The following is a 22,145-nucleotide window of genomic DNA, read 5'->3' on the forward strand; positions in this document are numbered from 1 at the left end:
TAGTAGCAAGCTGAACACTAAGCGGTGGCTTAATCTCTTATGTCTCTCATTGCTTTTTTTGGTGCTCTTGAAAGTGGCCTCATCTATGCCTTAGTGGCTTTAGGTGTCCTACTTTCTTTTCGAACCCTAGATTTCCCAGATTTGACAGCAGATGGTAGCTTCCCGCTGGGTGGCGCGATTGCTGGTATCTCTATTGTGTCTGGTATAGACCCCTGGATTGCTTGTGGTTTGGGTATGCTCGCTGGTGCAGCCGCTGGTGTGGTCACTGCTTTTTTACACGTGAAGTTGGGAATTTTGCAGCTTTTGGCCAGTATTTTGGTCATGGTCGCTTTGTACTCAGTCAACCTACGTATTATGGGTGCCCCTAACTTACCTTTGCTGGGTGAGCAAACGGTATTTAGCACGTTGGTGACCAATGAAAATGGATACTGGATGCGCTGCTTGATTATCGGGGCGGTGGTATTGGTGGCCAAGCTAATTCTAGACTGGTTCTTTAGTACAGAAGCCGGTCTTTCGATGCGCGCTACTGGATCAAACCTACGTATGGCACAGGCTCAAGGTATTAATACCTCATGGATGACGGTCATTGGTATGGCCATCTCCAACGCCTTGATTGCTTTGGGCGGCGCACTATTTGTGCAGACCCAAGGCGGCGCTGATATCTCTATTGGTATTGGTACCATTGTTATTGGTCTGGCTGCGGTTATTATTGGTGAGACCATTATCCCCGCTAAGCGTATTTGGCTAATTACCCTTGCGGTTATTTTAGGTGCGGTTATCTATAAGCTATTTATTCAGGTGGCTTTATCGAGCAGTACCTTACGCAGTATTGGCTTTGGCTCGCAAGACTTGAACTTAATCACAGCGTTATTGGTGGTCATTGCTCTACAACTGCCATCCATTAAGTCAAAACTGTTGTCCGGTCGCCGTAGCAGCTAACCTTTATTAACCATTTAATTCAGACCCTCTGAAATAAGAAGGATATCGCCTTATGATGCAAGCCAATGACCTACGACTGACCTTTAACCGAGGTACTCCGATAGAAAACCCTGCGCTGCGTGGCATTAGCTTAAACATCGCTGAAGGCGAGTTTGTGACCGTAATTGGCACCAACGGCGCAGGCAAATCTACCTTTTTGAACGCAGTAAGCGGCACCACCCGTGTTGATAGCGGCTCAATCTTATTAAACGGTGTTGATGTCACCAAAAAAAGTGCGCACCAAAGAGCGCACTGGGTGGCTCGGGTATTCCAAGACCCTATGGCCGGTACTTGTGAAGCACTAACCATTGAAGAAAACCTTGCGTTAGCCTATAAACGCGGTGGTAAACGTGGTTTAAGCTTTGCGCTTAATAATAAAAACCGTGATTTGTTCCGTGAAAAGCTGTCTATCCTAAAGCTGGGACTTGAAAACCGCTTAACCGATAGAATGGGGTTATTATCAGGGGGTCAACGTCAAGCAGTCAGTCTGCTTATGGCCTCATTACAGCCCTCAAAAATCTTATTACTTGATGAACATACCGCAGCTTTAGACCCCAAAACTGCCGCTTTTGTCTTGGAGCTGACCGATAAGATTGTCACAGACAACAATCTGACCACCATGATGGTCACCCACTCCATGCAGCAAGCCTTAACCCACGGCGATCGCACCGTGATGCTGCACCAAGGCCAAGTGGTATTAGATGTCTCCGGTGATGTACGACAAGGTATGACTGTGCATGATCTATTAGATATGTTTGAGCAAACTCGGGGCGAAAAGGTAGAGGATGACAGCCTGATTTTAAGCTAATTTCTCACGACTGACGAGCAGCTCATGCCGTTACAAACCTAAAAAACCCGCCTCAAGTTGAGGCGGGTTTTTAGTTAATAGCACGGTATAGATAGCGACTAAAGCTTAAATATCAAACTCTAAAGCACGGTCGCCTTTATCATCTTGAATGCGTGTTGGCAGACCAATATTGTTCAATAGATTAATAAAGGGTTTAACATCAAGCTCTTCAACGTTTGCCATGTGCCCCACATCCCACTCACCAGTGGCCACTAGCATGGCAGCTGCGACAGGTGGCACGCCTGCGGTGTAAGAGATACCTTGGCTACCCACTTCGTTGTAGGCTTCTTTGTGATCAGAGACGTTGTAGATAAAGATCTCAGTGTCTACACCATTGATTTTACCCTTCACTTTATCACCAATACAGGTTTTGCCTGTATAGTTTGGTGCCAGTGAACTTGGGTCAGGCAGAACAGCTTTTACCACTTTAAGTGGCACCACTTCTTGACCCTCAGCCGTTACTACTGGCTGCTCTGATAACAAACCTAGGTTTTGTAGTACGGTGAATACATTGATGTAATGGTCACCAAAGCCCATCCAAAAGCGAATGTTTGGCACATCTAGGTTGGCAGATAAAGAGTGGATTTCGTCATGGCCACTTAAATAACTGTTTTGCTCACCCACCACAGGCAAGTCATCGGTGCGTTTTACCTCAAACATTTTATTTGATTGCCACTGGCTGTTTTGCCAAGAATACACCGTACCGGTAAACTCACGGAAGTTAATCTCTGGATCAAAGTTGGTGGCGAAGTATTTGCCATGGCTACCGGCGTTGATATCAATGATATCGATATCAGTCACTGAGCCTTTGTCCATCATATCGTAGCCGGCACGGGCATAAGCATTGACCACACCTGGATCGAAGCCTGCCCCTAAGATGGCAGTAATGTTATTGGCTGCACAGCGCTCTTTGCGCTTCCACTCGTAGTTGCCATACCATGGCGGGGTCTCACAAATCTTGCGAGGGTCTTCATGAATGGCCGTGTCAATATAAGCTGCACCGGTGTTAATACAAGCTTCAAGTACCGTCATGTTAACAAAGGCTGAGCCCACGTTAATCACAATCTGAGCACCTGTTTGGTTAATTAACTCAGCAACCGCTTCAGAATCCATGGCATCTACAGCATGTGTATGCAGTGTCGCTGGCTGATTAAAGCTGTTCTTTTCTACCACGCTGGCTGCGATGTCATCACATTTTTGTTTGGTGCGTGAAGCGATATGTAACTCCCCAAGCACATCATTATGCATGGCACATTTGTGAGCCACAACTTGGGCTACGCCGCCTGCGCCGATGATTAGAACGTTGCGTTTGGGGGTTTGAGTGTTAGTAGTCAATCTGGAAATCCTCCTTAGTGGGTCAACTTAATGATTAATGTGTTGACGCCGTGAGTGTTGTGCGTGAATTAAAAAGGAAGAATTGGGAAAACCCACGCACCCGAAATTACTTTAGTCAAACTTTTTGGTGCGCTTAGCACGCTTTACTACAATGACACCCAGCGCGATAATCAGTCCAAAAAGTTCTGATACTAAAAACCGAGCATTATAATGTCAAATGTCTAAATTTGCGACAGTCATTTACGTCATTTATAGACAAATAAGTAAGCTCACTTACTAGGCTTGTCTTAACGAAAATGACCATCGCAGTTTTGGGGTAATGGATAAGCTGTTAGATTAAGATAGACTGGCTTTAAAGTCTTCATAACCAAAGGTTTTTTGGACTGTAAGCTCACCTTGCTCATCACAAATAACAATGGCTGGCATCGCCACACCATTAAACCAGTTTTTCTTAACCATAGTGTAGCCCGCTGCATTGCCAAAAGATACCTTATCGCCAATAGTTAACGGCTTATCTAGCGCATATTCACCAAAGATATCACCGGCTAAGCAAGATTTACCATAAATAATGGTGCTGTCATCGCTTTGCTGCGAGGTAATTTGGCACGCTTCGTCGTTAATCTGTACCAAAGGCGCAGTCTCACGATAAATCAATAAGTCGAGCATATGTGCTTCAATAGACGCATCCACCACGGCCAGTGGCTTACCATTATGCAGCGTATCTAGCACGGTGGTAACCAATTTAGCAGCATTATGAATACAGGCCTCGCCTGGCTCTAAATACACTTGTACGCCGTATTTTTCACTAAAGCTCTTCAAGCGCTGCGCCAACTTCTCTAGCGGATAATCTGGGGCAATAAAATGAATACCACCGCCTAGACTGACCCATTCAAGCTGATAAAACAGCTCCCCAAACTTAGCTTCAATATCAGCCAGACTGTCACTAAACGCCTCAAAGCTGTTATTTTCACAATTATTATGGATCATAACCCCAGTGATGTCGTCAATAACCGGCTTGATTTTTTCGATATCATGCTCACCCAGACGGCTAAAAGGACGTGCTGGATCGGCAATAATAAATGAAGAATTGCTGGTTTTTGGGTTAATACGCAAACCCACAGGAATGCCTTGAGCTTTGGCTTTGTCTTTAAAGGCATGCAACTGATTGAAGGAGTTAAAGATGATTTTGTCGGCATAGGTTAACACCTCATCAATCTCATCTGCACTATAAGCGACACTATAAGCATGCGTCTCTTTATCCTCACCAAACTCTTCTTTGCCCAAGCGCACCTCATTTAAAGATGATGAGGTGGTGCCATGCAGATAAGGCGTCATCTCATCAAACACCCCCCAAGTGGCAAAGCATTTTAAAGCCAATAAAGCCTTAGCACCCGACAGATCACACAGACGCTGTACAATTTGCAGATTTTGCTTCAAGGCAGCAATATCAATTTGATAGTAAGGGGTTTTAAGCATATTTTTTCCCAAATAAAGTAAAAATAGTTAAAAAGTAGACCTATGAGGAGAAGCCCCTCAGTAATAACTTAAGCTGACTATATGCCGTCAAAGTTTGCAAATTCAAACTTAAACGGTTAATTATTTTTTGATGCCTTTTAGCGGATAATCTAATTTATCAGCCTCAGGATGAAACGCATAGCATATCGCCTGTTTGTGACCCTGCTCCCAGCTCTCAGATGTGGGAAATAATACCGACATCTCATAAAATGACTTTTGGTACTCTTTACCGATATAGTCCTTAAACTCATCTTCACAGATATCTAGCATCTCCTCAAAGAACTCAGGCGTCTCTAAGCGGGCCTGAGCAGTGGCGGGCAAAGCATGGATATAATACACCTCATTGTCATGGGCGGCGTCACAGGCTAATGACTCAATCGCCAGATTGGTAATCGATGAGCCAGCGTCCTCATTAACCTCAGTATCCTCAGGGCTAGCATCATTAAAGCACATCCCTACGAATATCTCATCAGCACCGTGTTCAACCGGTTTACTGTCTTTAGCCTTGGTACATCCTGTGGCCAAAGCCATCATCACTAAACTCAGCGCAACAGATTTAATAGACAGCCTACGCGGGTCTATAGACAACTTGATCAATTTATCTCCTTAAAATATCAATAAGTAATGACACCGCTGCATACGCTGTCAGATGAATAATGGTTTTAGTGTTTATTTAGCTTAAAAATAAATAGCTCGCTTATAAACGCCAGTTGCTCAGACTAAAAAATTACCGCGCCAAATACTCGGTCATCTCCTCTACCCCGTGTAGGCTCATGGGGTACATATGACCTTGCATCAGCTTTTTAATTTCGCCTATGGTGTGGGTGTAGTCCCAATAGGCAGCATCTTCAGGATTGAGCCACGCCACCTTATCAAAGTGATCGGTCACTCTTTTGAGCCAAACTGCACCCGGCTCAGCATTCATATACTCCACACTACCGCCAACAGAAAACAGCTCATAAGGCGACATAGAGGCATCGCCAACGAAGATAACTCGGTATTCGCGGCCATATTTTTGCAGCAGCTCCATGGTTGGGGTGCGCTCTGCATGCCGGCGCTGATTGTTTTTCCATACATAGTCATAAAGACAGTTGTGGAAGTAGAAAAACTCTAAGGTTTTAAACTCGTTTTTGGCCGCTGAGAACAGCTTCTCAAGCGCTTCAATGTGTATGTCCATGCTACCCCCCACATCGAATAGCATCAGCACTTTGACCCTATTACGGCGCTCCGGCTGCATATGGATATCAAGTACTCCTTTTTTGGCCGTCCGCTTAATGGTCTCTTTGATATCTAGCTCATCGGCACTGCCGGTACGAGCGAATTGACGCAGATTGCGCAGCGCCATCTGCAACTGACGGGTACCCAGCAGCTTATCATCGTCAAGGTCGCGGTATTTGCGCTGCTCCCATACTTTAACAGCGCTACGCTTACGAGACTCACCGCCAACCCGTACCCCTTCAGGGTGGTCGCCATAAGCACCAAAAGGAGAGCTGCCTCCAGTGCCGACCCATTTGCTGCCCCCTTGATGACGCTCTTTTTGCTCTTTTAAGCGCTCCTCTAACGCCTTCATCAGCTCCTCAAGCGAGCCGTATTTTTTGAGCAGGCGTCGCTGCTCTTCGGTCAAGTTTTTTGGATCAAGCTTAAGATCAAGCCACTCTTGAGGAATGTCGGTCAATTTTGCCATCAGCTCATCGATGTCCAGACTATCAACGCCCTCGAAATAATCGGCCATGGCACGGTCAAACTTATCAAAATGACGCTCATCTTTGACCATACACAGCTTAATAAGCCGGTACATATCCTCACGACTAGCAAAGTACCACAGGTCTTTATCCTCAGGAAACTGTTTAGATAGTTCAGGATGCGGCTGGCGCATTAATCCCTTATCAAGCGCCGCATTTAAGTCAAGCAGCTCACGGGTACTGACCGGCACCCCATAAGTGCGCAAGGTATAAAACAGTTTTACAAACATATCAGCCTAACCTTTTTTTATGACACCGATTCGATACTTTTAAGCTTATGCATAAGCCGCCATCTTCCATCATTAGCGGCGCATCATATTGGCGAAGCGCTGTAATAAGGTAATGTCCGCTTCATTTTTTAACAAGGCGCCATACAGAGGTGGAATTGATTTTTCGCCGCGTAAGTTTTCCTCAAGCTCTTCTTGTGCCATGTCATCAGCCAATAACAAGGTCAACCAGTCCACCAGCTCAGACGTTGAGGGCGGCTTTTTAAGACCTTGAAGATTGCGCAGCTTATAGAAGATATCTAATGCATCATTGACCAGCTTTTCTTGAATATTGGGAAAATGCACATCGATGATTTGACGCATGGTTTGCTCTTCTGGGAAGTCAATATAATGGAAAAAGCAGCGACGTAAAAAAGCATCTGGCAGTTCTTTTTCGTTGTTTGAGGTGATAATCACAACAGGGCGTTTATCAGCGGTGATGGTTTCTCCTGTCTCATAAACATAAAAAGACATCTTATCTAGCTCATGCAGCAAGTCGTTTGGGAACTCAATATCGGCCTTGTCAATCTCATCGATTAATAACACACTGCGCTCATCTGAGCTAAAGGCTTCCCATAATTTACCAGGCTTAATGTAGTTATTGATGTCATACACTCTATCATCGCCCAATTGCGAATCACGCAGACGCGATACCGCATCGTACTCATACAGCCCCTGCTCAGCCTTGGTGGTCGACTTGATATGCCAAGTAATAAGCGGCATGCCCAAGCTTGCGGCCACCTCTTCTGCCAATAAAGTCTTACCTGTGCCCGGCTCGCCTTTAATCAGCAGTGGCTTTTGCAAAGTAATGGCTGCATTCACGGCCAACTGTAGGTCGTCAGTGGCGATATAGCTTTGGGTACCGGTAAACTGAGTATTTTTTGTTTGATTAAGATTAGATTGGGTCATAATAAGTCTCTTCTCACTAAAGATAAGGTGGATATTGTAATAAATAACAAGGGGTAGCCATTAGGTTTGAGCACTATTTTTAGAGCTTAGCGCATGTTTATGCACATTTTAAACATCATATCAGTCGCTAATGTTAACCAAGCTTAATTGGATTTAATGAGGTTTAACTAAGCTCAATTAGGCTGCGTGTTTTATTGACTGATTTTGCTGATAAATAGTTGCTCACTAACCATAGCGAATAAGAGGAAGATTGCGGCAATTGTCATGTGTCTGTCATGTATCATGGCTAAGCGAGATTAGCGCAATCTAAATTGTGAGGGGCTAAGACCGGTAATAGGCAAACAATACCTTGTTTACCCACCCGCCTTGCTCATTGTCTGTTGTTATTAAGGCCGGCTTTACTTTTAAGGGTTTAATAGCGTGTGCCTAATACGTGTATGACTTATTATCAGTTATCTTTATTGCTATCTTTGGCGATAGGCACAGACTTTTGGGTTTTTACCAGTTCAGCCTGACTTGCTTCAGTATCGCCCTGTACCAAGTCAACATAGTTGGCGGAGGCCAATTGCATATTGGCTTTTTCATCAGCGATGGCTTGTTGACGCGCCTGTTCAGCACTGGACTCAACGGCATTTTTAATCATTTGCCAAATAAAGCCTAAAACCAACCCAACCGCAAATACCACCAAGATAGGTAGCAAGCTGCGCATGGCTGCACCCGGTTCTTTCATTAAGATACCATAAATCACCCCGATACTGGCCGGAGCAATATCGCCGGTCTCGCCAGCGGCAGATCCAGGTGCCAGCAAAATAGCGAACACAGCTAGCCAGCTCATACCACCAAAGGGACTGGGCAGCACTCTAACCACCAAAAGCCACAACAACAGCACCATCACTGAAAACCCAACATAGGCATACATGGGCAGCATATCAGGCGGCACATTGGCCACAAAATGGCTCCACCAGATCGTCAGTCGGCTCGCCGCATCGCTGATGTCATCCAGCGGTAAATTAATAACAATATTGCGTAACCATTCCATGCAATGCTCAGTCTTCAAGTAATTAACGTTAAATTAAACTTACTGCCAAGGCCAGTCGGACCAAAGCAAATCTTGTCTTTCATTTGCCATATTCTACCATGAGTTAACTAATAATAAATCCATGGCTGATAGCTAATCGGCAGCTATTAATAAATTTTTAAGTCGTTATTAAGCGGCAAATTTGGCCAAAAAGTGTGTCTTTTGACCAATAAACCCCTATTTTAAATGTTTTCTACACCAAATGAAAAATTAAATCCATTTATCAATCATAACGCTTATCTTGACCATCTTTCATACGCGCCTGTGCCTGCGCCAATAGCACATCTGAGGGTGGGGTTTGTACAAAATAGCCTTGTGATTGTAATTTTTCAATCACGTCATCTTTATTGACTCTGGCCAGTTTTTTGGTTTCTGCTAAGTCCAAATGCATTAAGAATTTTGGCTCGCCCAAGCTTTGACGTAAGTCCTTGGGTAACACGCCCAGCCAATCTTTAATTTCATCGGTATCATTGGGATAGTCAGGGCGTGCAATATAGACATACATCTCGCTGCGTTTGGGAAATTTATAAATATCACAATGCATTACATACTACCTTTACAGTTAAAAAAATTAAGGAGTGATCCATTTAGGGCGACATACAATCAAATTTAGGGCGCCATACAATCAAAAAAGCTAGCTTTGGCAGACCAAGCTTATTGTCATAAGCAAAATTTTGTCACGCTACCATAATACAACACGTGCGCCTTTTGGGTGGCTATAATAACGAATATGCTAACAAACGCAACACAAGCATAGCCTTGCCATCTCATATAGGCGGAAACGGCCTGCTAAGCGCATAAGCCAGTTTAAGATTTTACCAAGGCTTTTATTAAGTTGCGGCGTAGATTTTCGCTAAATGTTTACTCATCCAAGGTGCTGTATAATTCGCTGAGAATTTGTCACTTGTAAATTTGGCGCACACCTTTCATAATAAGGGCGTTTTTCAGGAGAGCGCAGTAAGCTTTTTAAGGCAAGTTAACTTCATGTGAGTGAACCGCATTAATAAATAAGACTGCCACCGAAGGCGTAAGCACCCTGCCAATCGCTCAGGTAACCGGACTGAATGACTCATTAGCCCACCGCCACAGCTGACCTATTAAGCTTATGGCCAGACGACTCATTACGGCAATAGTTATAAAATGCTGACAATGAGGTGGGCTTCAAAGCACAGCCATAGCCTGCGTTTTGAGACAACAATGACAAATCTGGAGAGTGGTACTTCAAGCATAAGTACCCACCGAAGGGGAAAAGATAGCGGTGATAGGCCACTATCGAAAATCTCAGGTCACAGGACAGATGGGGCAAATAAGTATTTCGAGAGACTTTATCAGTGATTGCTGATAAGGCTAATGACTCGGCGACTTATTTGCCTTTTTTTATGCCATTTTTAGGCCTTTTATTTTTGGCTTTCATTTTTATTAATGATTTTTTTGATGATTTGCTATCCGCATCATTTACGATACAGTAGGTATTCACTTAAGTTTTATTAACTGCTTTTATTACTAACCATAAGGATTTGTCATGACCACCTTACAACGTACCCCTTTTTATCAGTCGCATTTAGACAATAACGGTAAGATTGTTGATTTTTCTGGTTGGGAGCTGCCCATCCATTACGGATCTCAAATTGATGAGCATGAAGCAGTCCGTACCGATGCCGGTATGTTTGATGTGTCACATATGGTGATTACTGATGTTGAAGGCGCTCAGGCAAAAGCTTGGCTACAAAAGCTGTTGGCAAATGACGTGGCCAAACTAAAGACTGTCGGCAAAGCGCTGTACTCTGGCATGCTAAACGCAGACGGCGGCGTTATTGACGATTTGATTGTCTATTTGATCAACGAAGAAGAAACCCAATACCGTATTATCTCAAACGCCGCTACCCGTGATAAAGACTTGGCTCAGTTTAATAAAGTGGCCGAAGATTTCGATGTGCGCCTAACAGAACGTCCTGAATTGGCAATATTAGCCGTTCAAGGTCCAAAAGCTGTGGCCAAATTAAAACGAGCCAAACCTGCTTGGGCGGATACTTTAGATGCCCTTAAACCTTTTGTTGGTGCAGATTTAACCGATATCGAAGGCAATGACTGGTTTGTGGCGCGTACCGGCTATACTGGTGAAGATGGTGTTGAGGTTATTTTGCATGGTGATCACGCCTCTGACTTTTACAAATTATTATTAGAGCATGAAATCAAGCCAGCTGGTCTGGGCGCACGAGATACCTTGCGTATGGAAGCTGGCATGAACTTATACGGCCATGACATGGACGATACAGTGAGCCCTTATGAGTGCAACATGGGCTGGACCTTGGCATTAAAAGATGACCGTGATTTTGTGGGCCGTGAAGCTTTAGTTGCCAAGCGCAAGCAGTCACAAGAAGAAGGTAGCGCCATGAAGCAGGTGGGCTTATTGCTTGAGACCCGCGGCGTACTGCGTGAAGGCATGAGCGTTACCATCAATCAAGGCACAGATAAAGAAAGTAGCGGTATTATCACCAGCGGTACTTTCTCGCCTACCCTAAAACAATCTATCGCCATCGCACGTGTTCCAGAGTCAGTCACCGATGAAGACACGGTACAAGTCGATTTACGCGGCAAGGGTAAATTTGTCGATGTCCGTGTGTTAAAGCTGCCTTTTGTGCGTAATGGCGCTAAGCAATTTGACTAATAGCCATTTATTGCTCTGCTAGCCAAGCTGTGCCCTGATTTAAGGCCTATTTTCGACCAAATTTCTATCGCATTTTTATTTTTTTGGTAATCGAAAATAGGCGCTAATAAACCCTGCAATTGTTTGCTATAGTAAGAGCGAATTTGCCCCAGTAGCGGATTTATTTAACCTTTTAATTCAACTACTTAATATTTTATTATTGTTTGATTTTTTAACCCCAGGAGAAAAACATGAGTAATGTTCCATCAGAGCTAAAGTACGTTGCCAGCCATGAGTGGCTACGTTTGGAAGACGACGGTACCGTGACCGTTGGTATCACTGACCACGCTCAAGAAGCCCTTGGCGATATCGTTTATGTTGAACTACCAGACGTCGGTGACACTGTGGCCGTTGACGACGAAGTGGCTGTCGTTGAGTCTGTAAAAGCCGCCTCTGACGTTTATGCCCCGCTTACTGGTGAAGTTGTGGCGATTAACGAAGCGCTTGAAGATGATCCTGAAGTTATCAATACCGACCCATACGGTGAAGGTTGGATGTATCGTATCAAGCCTGACAATGCTGATGACTTTGAGTCATTATTATCAGCTGAAGAGTACCAAGCTGAACTATAAGTAACGCTTTATTGTCCATCAGTGTGTTAGATCAGCATTGCCTCTGACATGAGGTAATGCTGAGTTTTAAGACTTATTTTATAGTGCTTAAAATATAGAGTCTTAAGCTGATTCTCTAAATTTAAAGAGATGAAACTGGGGAAAACCTTATCAGTTGTCCCCCCTTATGATTTGCAAAGGATATGCTGGTATGAACAACGACAACAGTCACCAAGACAGTAACGCGAATGCTGCTAACCTTGAGACGGCGAATAATGAGCAGGTGCTCAGCCCAAAAGCCCCTTATCTGGAAGCTTTTAAAAACGTGGTGGAGTCGCGTCGCTCGGTAAGAAGATTTACTGACACGCCCATTTCAGATGACGTGCTACGTGATTGCTTGCGATTGGCCATGCTCGCCCCGAACTCAAGCAACTTACAGCCTTGGGAGTTTTATGTCATTAACACGCCAAAGAAGCGTGCTAAGGCCAATAAAATTTGTATGAACCAAAACGGTGCCAGAACCGCAAATCGACTTATTGCTGTGGTGGCAAGAACGGACACTTGGCGCGATAACGCCAAACAAAATATTCGCAAGTTCCCAGATGGCGCTGCGCCAAAAAAGGTGCGTGATTATTACGAAAGAATTGTTCCATTAGATTTTTTGCGTGGACCAGCTGGCATTATTTCGATTGCCAAGTGGGGCATGACAAAGGCCGTTCGTCAATTTAAAGGCCCGGTTAAATCCCCTTATTATACCTATGAAGACATCAAAAACTGGGCGATGTATAACACGGCTCTTGCTGCAGAAAACTTGATTTTAGCCTTACGTGCTCACGGCTTTGACAGCTGTGCTATGGGTGGCTTCGATGAGCCTGCCCTAAAAAAACTGCTCAAACTTGGCAATCACCATCATGTGGTTATGATGATTGGTGCCGGAGAGCGTGCTGATAATGGTATATACCACAGTCAGTTCCGTTTCGATTACGATCAATTCGTCAAAGAAGTTTAACCTATTTTTTTATCCTACTTTTATTACCGCCTCATCATTCCCTACGTTAGCGGATTGGTGATTTAATCAAGCTCAATTTTGACCTTCAACTTGATACAAAGGACAACCATGACTTCAGCAAATTCAACCACTACCAGTAATGGCTTATCTTTTGATGGGCTGTTTGATGAAGCCCGTTTTGTCGCTAGACACTTAGGTTCAGCCGCCAACGACCAAGCCGAAATGCTAAAAGCAGTCGGTTATGAGGATATGGACAGTTTTATCGCTGATACCGTGCCAGAAGCTGTGCGTATGAACCGCGAATTAGACCTACCTAAAGCCATGAGCGAGCACAATGCCTTAGCCAAATTGCGTGCTATGGCAGACGATATCACCGTCAACAAAAGCTATATCGGCCAAGGCTATTCTCCTGTGCGTATGCCTGCGGTCATTCAGCGCAACGTACTAGAAAATCCAGGCTGGTACACAGCTTACACCCCTTATCAAGCTGAAATCTCACAAGGTCGTCTAGAAGCACTGCTAAACTTCCAACAAGTCTGTATCGATTTGACAGGTCTTGAGATGGCCGGCGCCTCTTTATTAGATGAAGCAACAGCCGCCGCTGAAGGTATGGCCATGGCCAAGCGAGTCAGCAAAAGCAAATCAAACCAGTTCTTCGTTGATGAGCGCGTATATCCGCAGACCCTAGATGTTATCAAAACCCGTGCTAAGTACTTCGGTTGGGACGTTGTGGTCGGTGATTTTGAAACTGCCAAATCTGGCGACTTCTTCGGTGCCCTATTCCAGTATGTGGGTAAAGAAGGCGACGTGGTAGATTTAACTGAGGTTATTGCTGCGGTTAAACAAAACAAAACGTATGCGCTTGTGGTCAGCGATATCATGAGCTTGGTACTGCTAAAATCACCCGCTGCTATGGGCGCCGATGTGGCTTTGGGTAGTACGCAGCGTTTTGGTATTCCTATGGGCTTTGGTGGTCCACATGCGGCCTACTTTGCCTTCACAGATAAAGCCAAACGATCAGCGCCAGGCCGTATTATCGGGGTATCAAAAGACGCCCAAGGCAATACAGCGCTACGTATGGCGCTACAAACTCGTGAGCAGCACATTCGCCGCGAAAAGGCCAACTCAAACATCTGTACCTCTCAGGTGCTATTGGCCAACTTGGCTGGTATGTATGCGGTATACCATGGCCCTGAAGGCCTAAAGCGCATTGCCACTCGCATCCATGCTATGGCAACTGCCTTTAGTGATGCCATTAAAGCGGCTGGCGATGAGCTAAAAGTGGTTCATGATCAAATCTTTGATACGGTATTGATCGATTGCGGCTCAGAAAAACTGGCCACTCAAATCTATGAGAACGCTGAAAACCTAGGTTATAACTTATGGCGTGAAGGCGACAGCAAATTGTCGGTGTCTTTCTCTGAAACCAGTAATGCAGCAGACTTTGAAACCTTAACTCAGCTGTTCACCAACAAAGCAGAAGCCTTACCTAGCGATGCTCGTGTCTCTTTAGACTCAGCGGTATTGCGTACCGATGCTATTTTGACTCACCCTGTGTTTAATTCGCATCACACCGAACACGAAATGCTACGCTACTTGAAAAAGCTTGAAGACAAAGACTTGGCCATGAACCGTAGCATGATTTCGCTTGGCAGCTGTACCATGAAGCTCAATGCCACCAGCGAAATGTTGCCCATCACTTGGAATGAGTTTGCCAATGTGCATCCTTTCGCCCCTCGTGACCAAGTTACCGGTTACATCGCTATGATTGAAAGCCTGCAAGAGCAGTTAAAAGCCATCACCGGCTTTGATGATATCTCTATGCAGCCAAACTCAGGCGCCTCTGGTGAGTACGCAGGTCTATTGGCCATCCGCCGTTACCATGAATCATTGGGTCAAACTGAGCGTGATGTGTGTTTAATCCCTAAATCTGCCCATGGCACCAACCCTGCGACTGCTCAAATGATGGGCATGAAAGTTGTGGTAGTAGATACCGACGAAAACGGTAACGTCGATGTGGATGACCTAAAGGCGAAGTGTGAGGCGCACAGTGCAAACTTGGGTGCCTTGATGATCACTTATCCCTCAACGCATGGGGTGTTTGAAGCGGGTATCCGTGATATCTGTAGTTTAATTCACAGCCATGGCGGTCAAGTGTATATGGACGGCGCCAACATGAACGCTCAGGTGGGCATTATGCAGCCAGCTGAAGTGGGCGCGGATGTGCTACACATGAACCTACACAAAACCTTCTGTATCCCTCATGGCGGCGGCGGTCCAGGCATGGGTCCTATTGGCATGAAGTCGCATCTTGCACCTTTTAAAGCCAACCACAGCGTAACCCCTGTGTTTAATGCACCAAAAGACACCACGGCGGTCTCTGCAGCCCCTTATGGCTCAGCAAGTATCTTACCTATCTCATGGATGTATATCACCATGATGGGCCGTGATGGTCTACTATCAGCCACTAAGACTGCGCTGCTTAACGCCAACTACGTGGCCAGTCAGTTAAAAGACGATTACCCTGTGTTATATACTGGCAAAAACGGCCGTGTGGCGCACGAGTGTATTATTGATATTCGCCCGCTCAAAGAAGAAACCGGCATCACTGAAGCAGACATTGCCAAGCGTCTTATGGACTACGGCTTCCATGCGCCTACCATGAGCTTCCCTGTGGCTGGCACCTTGATGATTGAGCCTACTGAGTCTGAAGCTAAGCATGAGCTTGACCGCTTTATTGCTGCGCTAAAATCTATCAAGCAAGAAGCCATGAAAGTAAAAGCGGGCACAGACGGCTGGACGTTAGAGGACAACCCTCTGGTCAATGCACCGCACACTGCCTTTGTGATTACTGGTGCTGAGTGGTCACACCCATACAGCCGTGATACCGCAGCCTTCCCATTAGACTATATCCGTGAGCACAAATTCTGGCCATCTGTGGGCCGTATTGATGATGTGTATGGCGATAAAAACCTAATGTGTAGCTGCCCAAGTATCGAAAATTATATGTAGGTAGGATGTAGCAGACAGCTTAGATGGGCATGTAAGCCTTCAATAAGCTAAGCTGCTATTGATCACGCTGCTATTACTTAATGAGTAACAACAAAAAAACCTTCAGGTCCAAGACTTGAAGGTTTTTTTGTATGCAGTGTATTATGATAAGACTCACTCATGAGATTATATTAACGAGCTTACCTTATGTTAAAGCTACCCCTGCCTAATATTGTGCTTCTAAAAAAACCTGATAAACCTCATAAACCATCCCATAAACTGATGACCCATGGCGACTCAGAGCGTCCTTTTGTGGTGTTAATCCATGGACTGCATCAAAAAGACTGGATTATGACGCCATTGGCCAAGCAGTTACAAAACCGTGGTTTTGCCACCCATCAGCATAATTATCACAGCCTGCGTGAGCGTATTGATCAGCACAGTAAACGCTTAAATCAGTGGCTCACTGAGCATCACAATCCTGCCATCGCCATTCATTTGGTCGGACACAGCTTAGGCGGCTTGGTCATTCGAGATTTTGTGGCGCGTTATCCACACTGGAAAATTGGCCGCTGCGTTACCTTAGGCACACCACATAATGGCAGTACCACCGCCAAATACATGAGTACATTGGCGGCGCCTTTGGTGGGACACTCATTTAAAAATGCATTAGATGGCCAAAGCGCCCCTTGGCCTAAAAGCATAAGCTTAGGCGTGATAGCCGGCGATGCCCCTTATGGCTTAGGGCAACTGGTGCTAAATTATCACAACCAAAAGGTTAACTTATCACAGCCGCAATCTGCCCACGATGGCACCGTTTATGTGTTTGAGACCCAGCTTAATGAGGCAACAGATCATATTATTATGCCCGTCTCACACACCGGCATGCTCATTAACCCAAAAGTAGCTGAGCAAACGGCCTACTTCTTAGACCATGGTTATTTTAAACGCCGCTAGTCATCCTCTTGCATGCTCATACCCGCTTTTAGTGCTTCTTTGTGCGACGTGATAAGTGGAATTAAGGTGCTCATCACCCATTCATTGCGCCAACCTTTTAGACCCTCAGGCAGCTGCTCAAGTGGTAAGTCATAGGCCACAATTTCATATAAGCTTGACAGCCATTTTTTGCGCATCAGCACATTGGCAGGCACGCCAGTCTGTTCCTCATATTGCTTAATCACCTGATCGACCGCTTTTGAGACACTCTTATCTTTAGAGCGGTAGGGTGGAAAAATCCGTGGTGGCTGCTCCTCTGGGCTTAGCGCCTTGGCCTGATTAATCACTTGGATCAGCTCATCACCATATAAGCGTACGATACTGCGGTGCATGGTGGTCTTTTGAGTCAGCTGCTTAATACTGGTTGGCATCTCTACCACCAAATCACGTACGGCTTGTTTTTTTAGCACAAAAGTCTTGGGCTGATTGGTCGCTCGAGCCAATGCCTCGCGCCAGCTAGATACTGCTTGTAATACCGCCAACTGCTCTGGGGTATAGCGAAAATCTGCCATAGCAAGATAAGTGGCGTCATCTTCGATATTGGCCGATTCATACAACTCTTTGGCATACAACTGACAGTCCTCAACCACTTTATCAGTTAAGCCCTGCTTGCTCAGTTGCTGCTGCAATATATCGTATAAATTGAGCAAATAACGCACATCATCAATGGCATAATTTTCTTGCTCATGGCTCAACGGACGTGCCAGCCAATCTGATTGGCTCTCTGCTTTTTCGACATGCACATCAAGCTCTTGGCTCAGTGCTTGCTGATACCCCATCTGTAGCTGTCCGGTTAGATAAGACAAAGCAATTTGAGTATCAAACACATTGGTGAGCGCAGGGCTTTCTGATAGCAGATAAAAAATACCCAGATCCTCACCGCAAGCATGCCAAATCATCAATGGCATCTCTTCTAATACCACCCAAAACTCCGTCAAATCAAGCTTCGGTGCATCAATCAAATAGATGGCTTTACCGGTATTAATCTGCACCAGCGCTAGAATAGGAAAGTAAGTATTGCGCTTAATGAATTCGGTATCTAGTGCCACCCGATCGCAGGTCTCTAAATCATCTAAACAGGCCTCTAGGGCATCAAAATCTGCCACCCAGTGCACAGGCAAATCTGCTGACGCTTGTCGCTCACGTGCAATAGCCTCAACATCTAGTAGCTTGCTGCTGTCATAAATAGAGGCAATTTTTTTGTCTGTGGATTGCGCTTTTGCTGCGGTTGTCTCGGATGCTACCTGTGTCATTGGGGTCTTCTTAAAAATTGGCGAAAAAGTTAAACAAATAAAATCACAAAATATAAAAGCTAAGAGCGGTTTTGTAGCGCTTGCGATAAGGTCATACTGTCTAAATACTCAAGCTCACCGCCCATAGGAATACCTTGTGCTATACGCGTGACCTTGCCCACATGGCGACGCACAGCTTCAGCGATAAAATGCGCGGTGGTCTGCCCCTCTACGGTGGTACTGGTGGCTAGGATAATCTCATCAACCGGTGCGGTTTTGACTCGGTTAACCAGCTGATCTATATTGAGGTCATCGGCATTAATACCGTCTAATGGCGATAAATGCCCCCCCAACACAAAATAGCGACCTCTATAGCCTGCTGCTTGCTCGATGGCCATGACATCAGCGGCGGTCTCCACCACACACAGCACGCTATCATCACGTCTAGGATCAACGCAGATAGGACAGATGTCATCATCACTAAAAGAATGGCATTGACGACATTCAATGATTTCGTGCATGGCGATATCTAGCGCCTGCGCCAAAGCTGAGCCTTGCCCTCTTCTACCATTTAGCAGATGCAGCGCCATACGTTGGGCGGTCTTTTGACCCACACCTGGCAGCACACGCAGCTGCTTAACCAAATTATCAAATTTTTCGGTTAACAATCAATCACCTTTTTTACTTGTGTCAATGAATCTATAAAATCAGCCAAGCACCTTAAATTCAGCGCCCTAGATTAAGCACCCTATTTTAGGGTCGCTCAACAATAGCGTTAAAAAAATAGCGTTAAAACAAAAATGGGGGGTAATTGACTCATTACCACCCCATTTTAGCTTTTAATCAGTCAATTAAAACGCCATTAACCAAATAGCCCTTGCATGCCTGGAGGTAGCCCCATGCCACTGGTGGCCTTGGCTAAAGTCGTCTCTGACAATTCGTCAGCTTTGGTAACAGCAGCATTAATGGCAGCAGCGATTAAATCTTCGATTAAATCTGGCTCATCTTCTAATAAGCTTGGATCAATAGAAAGACGTTTTACCACATGGCGACCGGTCATGGTCACTTTTACCAAGCCATTGCCGGCTTCAGCTTGAACTTCTTTATCTGCCAGCTCTTTTTTTGCTTTTTCTACGTTGGCTTCCACTTGCTTTTGCATGGCTTGCGCTTGCTGCATAAGTGCTTGAATATTCATATTTACCTCTAATAAGTAATCACAATGTATCGAATTTTGTGCTAGGTATCAGTCACTGTTTTATTGTTTTTAACAGCCCTAAGTCACCATTAGTCTCATTATACTGATAACTGAACAGACTGTCTAAGGGGTTATGTTTTAAGCTTGTGACTTGGCTTATTTACCTTGTTTTTAGGCTGCAGATGTCTTTATAGGACAAACACCGTCAAACTTAGCTCAGACTGTCCAATCCGCGTGCTAAGTCTTTGATAATATCATCGACATCTTCAAGGCCCACAGACAGTCGAATTAATGAGTCAGTGACGCCCGCCTCAGCTCTTGCCTCAGACGAAATCCTAAAGTGGGTGGTGGTGGCCGGATGGGTCACTGTGGTTTTGGCATCGCCCAAGTTGTTGGTAATAGACACCATGCGCGTGCTATCAATAACATGCCACGCAGCAGATTGAGCGGTATGTGCCCCTACCGCCTTCACCTCAAAGCCCATAATGGCACCAAAGCAATTGGCGCGGTGATGCTGATTGACCGCTAATTCATGCATAGGATGACTGGTTAATCCTGAAAAATGCACTTTTTCTACATGGGGATGCGACTGCAAGAAGGCGGCAATCTTATTGGCATTGTCACAATGTGCCTGCATGCGCAAATTCAAGGTTTCAAGACCTTTGATAAATATCCAAGCATTAAACGGGCTCATGCTAATCCCGCCTGATCGTACCACAACGAAAGCCTGCTGCATTAGCTCATCGCTACCCACTAAAGCACCGCCCAATACGCGGCCTTGCCCATCGATATACTTGGTGGCTGAATGAATCACCACATCGGCACCAAAATCCAAGGGCTTTTGAATGGCTGGGGTCGCAAAACAGTTATCAACCACAAACAGTGCGCCTTGAGCGTGAGCGATCTCACTAATGGCCTGTAAGTCGGCGATTTGACCCAAAGGATTGCTTGGGGTTTCACAAAATAGCAGGCGGGTATTGGGCTCAATGGCATCAGCCCAAGCTTGATTGTCAAAGCAGTCCACATAGGTGACGCTGACACCAAACTTACCCATAAAGTTATTAAACAGACCGACCGTTGAGCCAAACAGCTGCTTGGCTGCTACAATGTGATCCCCTTGCTTGAGATAAGCTAGGCACATGGTCAAGATTGCGCCCATACCAGAGGCTGTGGCCACCGCACGCTCACCACCCTCTAGTGCAGCCAATCGACGCTCAAAGGTACGTACTGTAGGATTGGTGTGGCGTGAATAGACATTACCGCTTTTGCTACCATTAAAGTGGGCAGCAGCATCAGCCGCTGACTCATACACATAAGAGCTGGTGGTGAAAATTGGCTCATTGTGCTCACCCTCATCGGTACGATGTTGACCGGCTCTGACTGCTATGGTCTGCATGCCATAGTCTTGGCTCAAATCAAGCGCATCGTTGTTCCAATTACTATCTAACTGAGGGCCTGACTTACTAGGGGTAGGCGCAGTTTTTGAGGGATCAAGGCTTAGAGTATTATCAGTCATGGTGTTGTCAGTCCTAGTATTATCAGCTAAATTGGCCAGTAAACTTAAAAGAAATTAATTAAAATAAGGGCTTATTAAATAAGCTATTCTAGCAATATATGGATGATTTTTTAGTAACTTTAGTGTTCTAATGTAGTGTAACGCTATTCTTATTTTGGATATAAAGGATTTTGACATGAGCTCTACCCCTGATACGTTTGCGCCTCGCAGTGCTGCCCCTACCTCAGTAAGCTTCATCGGCCTAGGTGCTATGGGGCACCACATGGCCAAGCACTTAGTCGGTTCGTTTGATACAGTGATGGTCTATAATCGAAATTTTGACAAGGCCACTGCGCACGCCGCAGAGTTTGGCACCCAAGCCGTCAGCCTAGAGCAAGCGGTGAGCGCCGATGTCATTTTCTCCTGCCTGCCCACCAGTCAAGTAGTCGATGACCTTATTGAACAAGCCTTGCCACACCTTAACGCTGGCAGTGTGTGGGTAGACTGTACCAGCGGTGTACCTGAGAACGCCAAGGCCAGTCAGGCCAAGCTTAATGCTGCGGGCTGTGAGTTTTTGGATGCTCCTGTCTCTGGCCAAACCTCAGGGGCTGACAGCGGTACGTTAACGGTGATGGTCGGCGGCTCAGCCAAAGCGTTGGCTTATGCTAAGAGCGCCATCGACTGCTTTGCCGGTCTGATTGTCCATGTCGGTGACTCGGGGGCGGGTTTTGCGGTCAAAGCGGTCAATAATACCTTATTTGCCATTAATGCTTGGGCGGCTGTAGAAGGGTTATCGGTGTTAAAGGCACATGGCGTCAACCCAAGTGATGCCTTAGCCTGCATCAATAAAGCCAGTGGTCAAAGTTTTGCCACTCTCGTCACTTTGCCAGATCGCATTGTTAATCAAACCTATCCTAAGACCTTTACCATCGACTTAATGGCCAAAGACTGCGGTATTGCCATTGATTTACAAACCGAAAAACAAGTGCCTACTCCGGTTATGGCGCAAGTAGCAAGCCTAGTGCGTGCCGCCAGCAATCAATATGAGCCCGGCTCTGCTGATTTTTCAGAGTTTGCTAAGTTTTATCAGCTGATGAGCGGCATTACTTTAAAAGATAACCATTAAAATCTTCTGCAATGCACTAAGCTGCGCTTTGTTGACCGTCCTCAATAGGATGGATTGGCGTTACATTCGTCCTATTGCTGTTTTATTCCTGTCTTGTTTTAGTAAACATTTAACATACTTTAAACCTTACTAATTGGGTGTAAAATAGTTTAATTTTATGCCGCTTAATCTGC

The 22,145-nt window shown here is 45.4% G+C and carries 19 protein-coding genes and 2 riboswitches; of the genes, 8 read left to right on the forward strand and 11 right to left on the reverse strand.

Annotation, left to right across the window (positions count from 1 at the left end; all coding sequences use genetic code 11):
* Window positions 1–39 precede the first annotated feature (39 nt).
* Window positions 40–939: an ABC transporter permease gene (locus DLE54_RS07965; protein WP_011960930.1), complete on the forward strand. Its 900-nt coding sequence runs from the start codon at window positions 40–42 to the stop codon at window positions 937–939.
* A 52-nt stretch (window positions 940–991) separates the two neighbouring features.
* On the forward strand, window positions 992–1,786 hold the full coding sequence (locus DLE54_RS07970; RefSeq protein WP_011960931.1) for an ABC transporter ATP-binding protein: 795 nt from the start codon (window positions 992–994) through the stop codon (window positions 1,784–1,786).
* A gap of 105 nt (window positions 1,787–1,891) precedes the next feature.
* On the opposite strand, the gene DLE54_RS07975 is transcribed toward DLE54_RS07970, so the two are convergent.
* The 7 genes from DLE54_RS07975 to DLE54_RS08005 form a co-directional block, all read right to left on the reverse strand.
* Entirely contained in the window at window positions 1,892–3,160 is a 1,269-nt protein-coding gene (locus tag DLE54_RS07975; protein WP_011960932.1) for a saccharopine dehydrogenase family protein, read from the reverse strand.
* A 336-nt stretch (window positions 3,161–3,496) separates the two neighbouring features.
* Entirely contained in the window at window positions 3,497–4,636 is a 1,140-nt protein-coding gene (nspC, locus tag DLE54_RS07980; RefSeq protein ID WP_110816801.1) for a carboxynorspermidine decarboxylase, read from the reverse strand.
* A gap of 120 nt (window positions 4,637–4,756) precedes the next feature.
* Window positions 4,757–5,272 carry a septum formation family protein gene (locus DLE54_RS07985; RefSeq protein ID WP_110816802.1) on the reverse strand — a complete coding sequence of 172 codons (516 nt, stop codon included), beginning with the start codon at window positions 5,270–5,272 and terminating at the stop codon, window positions 4,757–4,759.
* Window positions 5,273–5,402: 130 nt separating this feature from the next.
* Complete coding sequence (locus DLE54_RS07990) at window positions 5,403–6,647, reverse strand: vWA domain-containing protein (RefSeq protein WP_110816803.1); 1,245 nt, start codon at window positions 6,645–6,647, stop codon at window positions 5,403–5,405.
* A 72-nt stretch (window positions 6,648–6,719) separates the two neighbouring features.
* Window positions 6,720–7,592, reverse strand: a complete 873-nt coding sequence (locus tag DLE54_RS07995; protein ID WP_110816804.1) for an AAA family ATPase — start codon at window positions 7,590–7,592, stop codon at window positions 6,720–6,722.
* 448 nt (window positions 7,593–8,040) lie between these two features.
* The gene (locus tag DLE54_RS08000; RefSeq protein WP_011960937.1) at window positions 8,041–8,631 is read right to left on the reverse strand and encodes a hypothetical protein; all 591 of its coding nucleotides are present in this window, start codon (window positions 8,629–8,631) and stop codon (window positions 8,041–8,043) included.
* A gap of 262 nt (window positions 8,632–8,893) precedes the next feature.
* The gene (locus DLE54_RS08005; RefSeq protein ID WP_110816805.1) at window positions 8,894–9,214 is read right to left on the reverse strand and encodes a YcgL domain-containing protein; all 321 of its coding nucleotides are present in this window, start codon (window positions 9,212–9,214) and stop codon (window positions 8,894–8,896) included.
* A 391-nt stretch (window positions 9,215–9,605) separates the two neighbouring features.
* Window positions 9,606–9,743, forward strand: a riboswitch (glycine riboswitch).
* 123 nt (window positions 9,744–9,866) lie between these two features.
* Window positions 9,867–9,977, forward strand: a riboswitch (glycine riboswitch).
* A 215-nt stretch (window positions 9,978–10,192) separates the two neighbouring features.
* On the opposite strand from DLE54_RS08005, the gene gcvT reads away from it, so the two are divergent.
* From gcvT to DLE54_RS08030, 5 genes are all read left to right on the forward strand, one after another.
* Window positions 10,193–11,338: a glycine cleavage system aminomethyltransferase GcvT gene (gcvT, locus tag DLE54_RS08010; RefSeq protein WP_110816806.1), complete on the forward strand. Its 1,146-nt coding sequence runs from the start codon at window positions 10,193–10,195 to the stop codon at window positions 11,336–11,338.
* Between the two features lie 230 nt (window positions 11,339–11,568).
* Window positions 11,569–11,949, forward strand: a complete 381-nt coding sequence (gcvH, locus tag DLE54_RS08015) for a glycine cleavage system protein GcvH (RefSeq protein WP_011960940.1) — start codon at window positions 11,569–11,571, stop codon at window positions 11,947–11,949.
* A gap of 190 nt (window positions 11,950–12,139) precedes the next feature.
* A complete protein-coding gene (locus tag DLE54_RS08020; RefSeq protein WP_110816807.1) occupies window positions 12,140–12,937 on the forward strand; it encodes a nitroreductase family protein in 798 nt (265 codons plus the stop codon).
* 108 nt (window positions 12,938–13,045) lie between these two features.
* Window positions 13,046–15,949 (forward strand): aminomethyl-transferring glycine dehydrogenase, encoded by a 2,904-nt coding sequence (gene gcvP / locus DLE54_RS08025; protein ID WP_110816808.1) that lies wholly within the window; start codon window positions 13,046–13,048, stop codon window positions 15,947–15,949.
* A 186-nt stretch (window positions 15,950–16,135) separates the two neighbouring features.
* Window positions 16,136–16,885, forward strand: coding sequence for a serine aminopeptidase domain-containing protein (locus DLE54_RS08030; RefSeq protein WP_110816809.1), 750 nt, complete (start codon window positions 16,136–16,138; stop codon window positions 16,883–16,885).
* On the opposite strand, the gene DLE54_RS08035 is transcribed toward DLE54_RS08030, so the two are convergent.
* From DLE54_RS08035 to DLE54_RS08050, 4 genes are all read right to left on the reverse strand, one after another.
* Entirely contained in the window at window positions 16,882–18,177 is a 1,296-nt protein-coding gene (locus DLE54_RS08035) for a ribonuclease D (RefSeq protein WP_011960944.1), read from the reverse strand. The two genes, DLE54_RS08030 and DLE54_RS08035, sit on opposite strands and share 4 nt — an antisense overlap.
* Before the next feature lie 59 nt (window positions 18,178–18,236).
* Window positions 18,237–18,824, reverse strand: coding sequence for a recombination mediator RecR (gene recR / locus DLE54_RS08040; RefSeq protein ID WP_011960945.1), 588 nt, complete (start codon window positions 18,822–18,824; stop codon window positions 18,237–18,239).
* A gap of 194 nt (window positions 18,825–19,018) precedes the next feature.
* Window positions 19,019–19,351: a YbaB/EbfC family nucleoid-associated protein gene (locus DLE54_RS08045; protein WP_011960946.1), complete on the reverse strand. Its 333-nt coding sequence runs from the start codon at window positions 19,349–19,351 to the stop codon at window positions 19,019–19,021.
* A gap of 211 nt (window positions 19,352–19,562) precedes the next feature.
* Complete coding sequence (locus DLE54_RS08050; RefSeq protein ID WP_413775358.1) at window positions 19,563–20,867, reverse strand: O-succinylhomoserine sulfhydrylase; 1,305 nt, start codon at window positions 20,865–20,867, stop codon at window positions 19,563–19,565.
* Window positions 20,868–21,042: 175 nt separating this feature from the next.
* Between DLE54_RS08050 and DLE54_RS08055 the strand changes: the two genes are divergently transcribed.
* Window positions 21,043–21,972 carry an NAD(P)-dependent oxidoreductase gene (locus DLE54_RS08055; RefSeq protein WP_110816810.1) on the forward strand — a complete coding sequence of 310 codons (930 nt, stop codon included), beginning with the start codon at window positions 21,043–21,045 and terminating at the stop codon, window positions 21,970–21,972.
* The last annotated feature ends 173 nt before the right edge of the window (window positions 21,973–22,145 follow it).

The sequence above is a fragment of the Psychrobacter sp. YP14 genome (genome assembly GCF_003209315.1).
Lineage (GTDB): Bacteria > Pseudomonadota > Gammaproteobacteria > Pseudomonadales > Moraxellaceae > Psychrobacter > Psychrobacter raelei.

Excerpts from the sequence above, each read along its gene's own strand:
- DLE54_RS08030 (WP_110816809.1), top strand. The coding sequence starts at position 16,136 with ATGTTAAAGCTACCCCTGCCTAATATTGTGCTTCTAAAAAAACCTGAT.
- nspC (WP_110816801.1), bottom strand. The coding sequence starts at position 4,636 with ATGCTTAAAACCCCTTACTATCAAATTGATATTGCTGCCTTGAAGCAA.
- DLE54_RS08005 (WP_110816805.1), bottom strand. The coding sequence starts at position 9,214 with ATGCATTGTGATATTTATAAATTTCCCAAACGCAGCGAGATGTATGTC.
- DLE54_RS07990 (WP_110816803.1), bottom strand. The coding sequence starts at position 6,647 with ATGTTTGTAAAACTGTTTTATACCTTGCGCACTTATGGGGTGCCGGTC.
- DLE54_RS08035 (WP_011960944.1), bottom strand. The coding sequence starts at position 18,177 with ATGACACAGGTAGCATCCGAGACAACCGCAGCAAAAGCGCAATCCACA.
- DLE54_RS08050 (WP_413775358.1), bottom strand. The coding sequence starts at position 20,867 with ATGACTGATAATACTCTAAGCCTTGATCCCTCAAAAACTGCGCCTACC.
- gcvH (WP_011960940.1), top strand. The coding sequence starts at position 11,569 with ATGAGTAATGTTCCATCAGAGCTAAAGTACGTTGCCAGCCATGAGTGG.
- gcvP (WP_110816808.1), top strand. The coding sequence starts at position 13,046 with ATGACTTCAGCAAATTCAACCACTACCAGTAATGGCTTATCTTTTGAT.
- DLE54_RS07995 (WP_110816804.1), bottom strand. The coding sequence starts at position 7,592 with ATGACCCAATCTAATCTTAATCAAACAAAAAATACTCAGTTTACCGGT.
- DLE54_RS07965 (WP_011960930.1), top strand. The coding sequence starts at position 40 with ATGTCTCTCATTGCTTTTTTTGGTGCTCTTGAAAGTGGCCTCATCTAT.
- gcvT (WP_110816806.1), top strand. The coding sequence starts at position 10,193 with ATGACCACCTTACAACGTACCCCTTTTTATCAGTCGCATTTAGACAAT.
- DLE54_RS08020 (WP_110816807.1), top strand. The coding sequence starts at position 12,140 with ATGAACAACGACAACAGTCACCAAGACAGTAACGCGAATGCTGCTAAC.
- DLE54_RS08055 (WP_110816810.1), top strand. The coding sequence starts at position 21,043 with ATGAGCTCTACCCCTGATACGTTTGCGCCTCGCAGTGCTGCCCCTACC.
- DLE54_RS08000 (WP_011960937.1), bottom strand. The coding sequence starts at position 8,631 with ATGGAATGGTTACGCAATATTGTTATTAATTTACCGCTGGATGACATC.
- DLE54_RS08045 (WP_011960946.1), bottom strand. The coding sequence starts at position 19,351 with ATGAATATTCAAGCACTTATGCAGCAAGCGCAAGCCATGCAAAAGCAA.
- DLE54_RS07970 (WP_011960931.1), top strand. The coding sequence starts at position 992 with ATGATGCAAGCCAATGACCTACGACTGACCTTTAACCGAGGTACTCCG.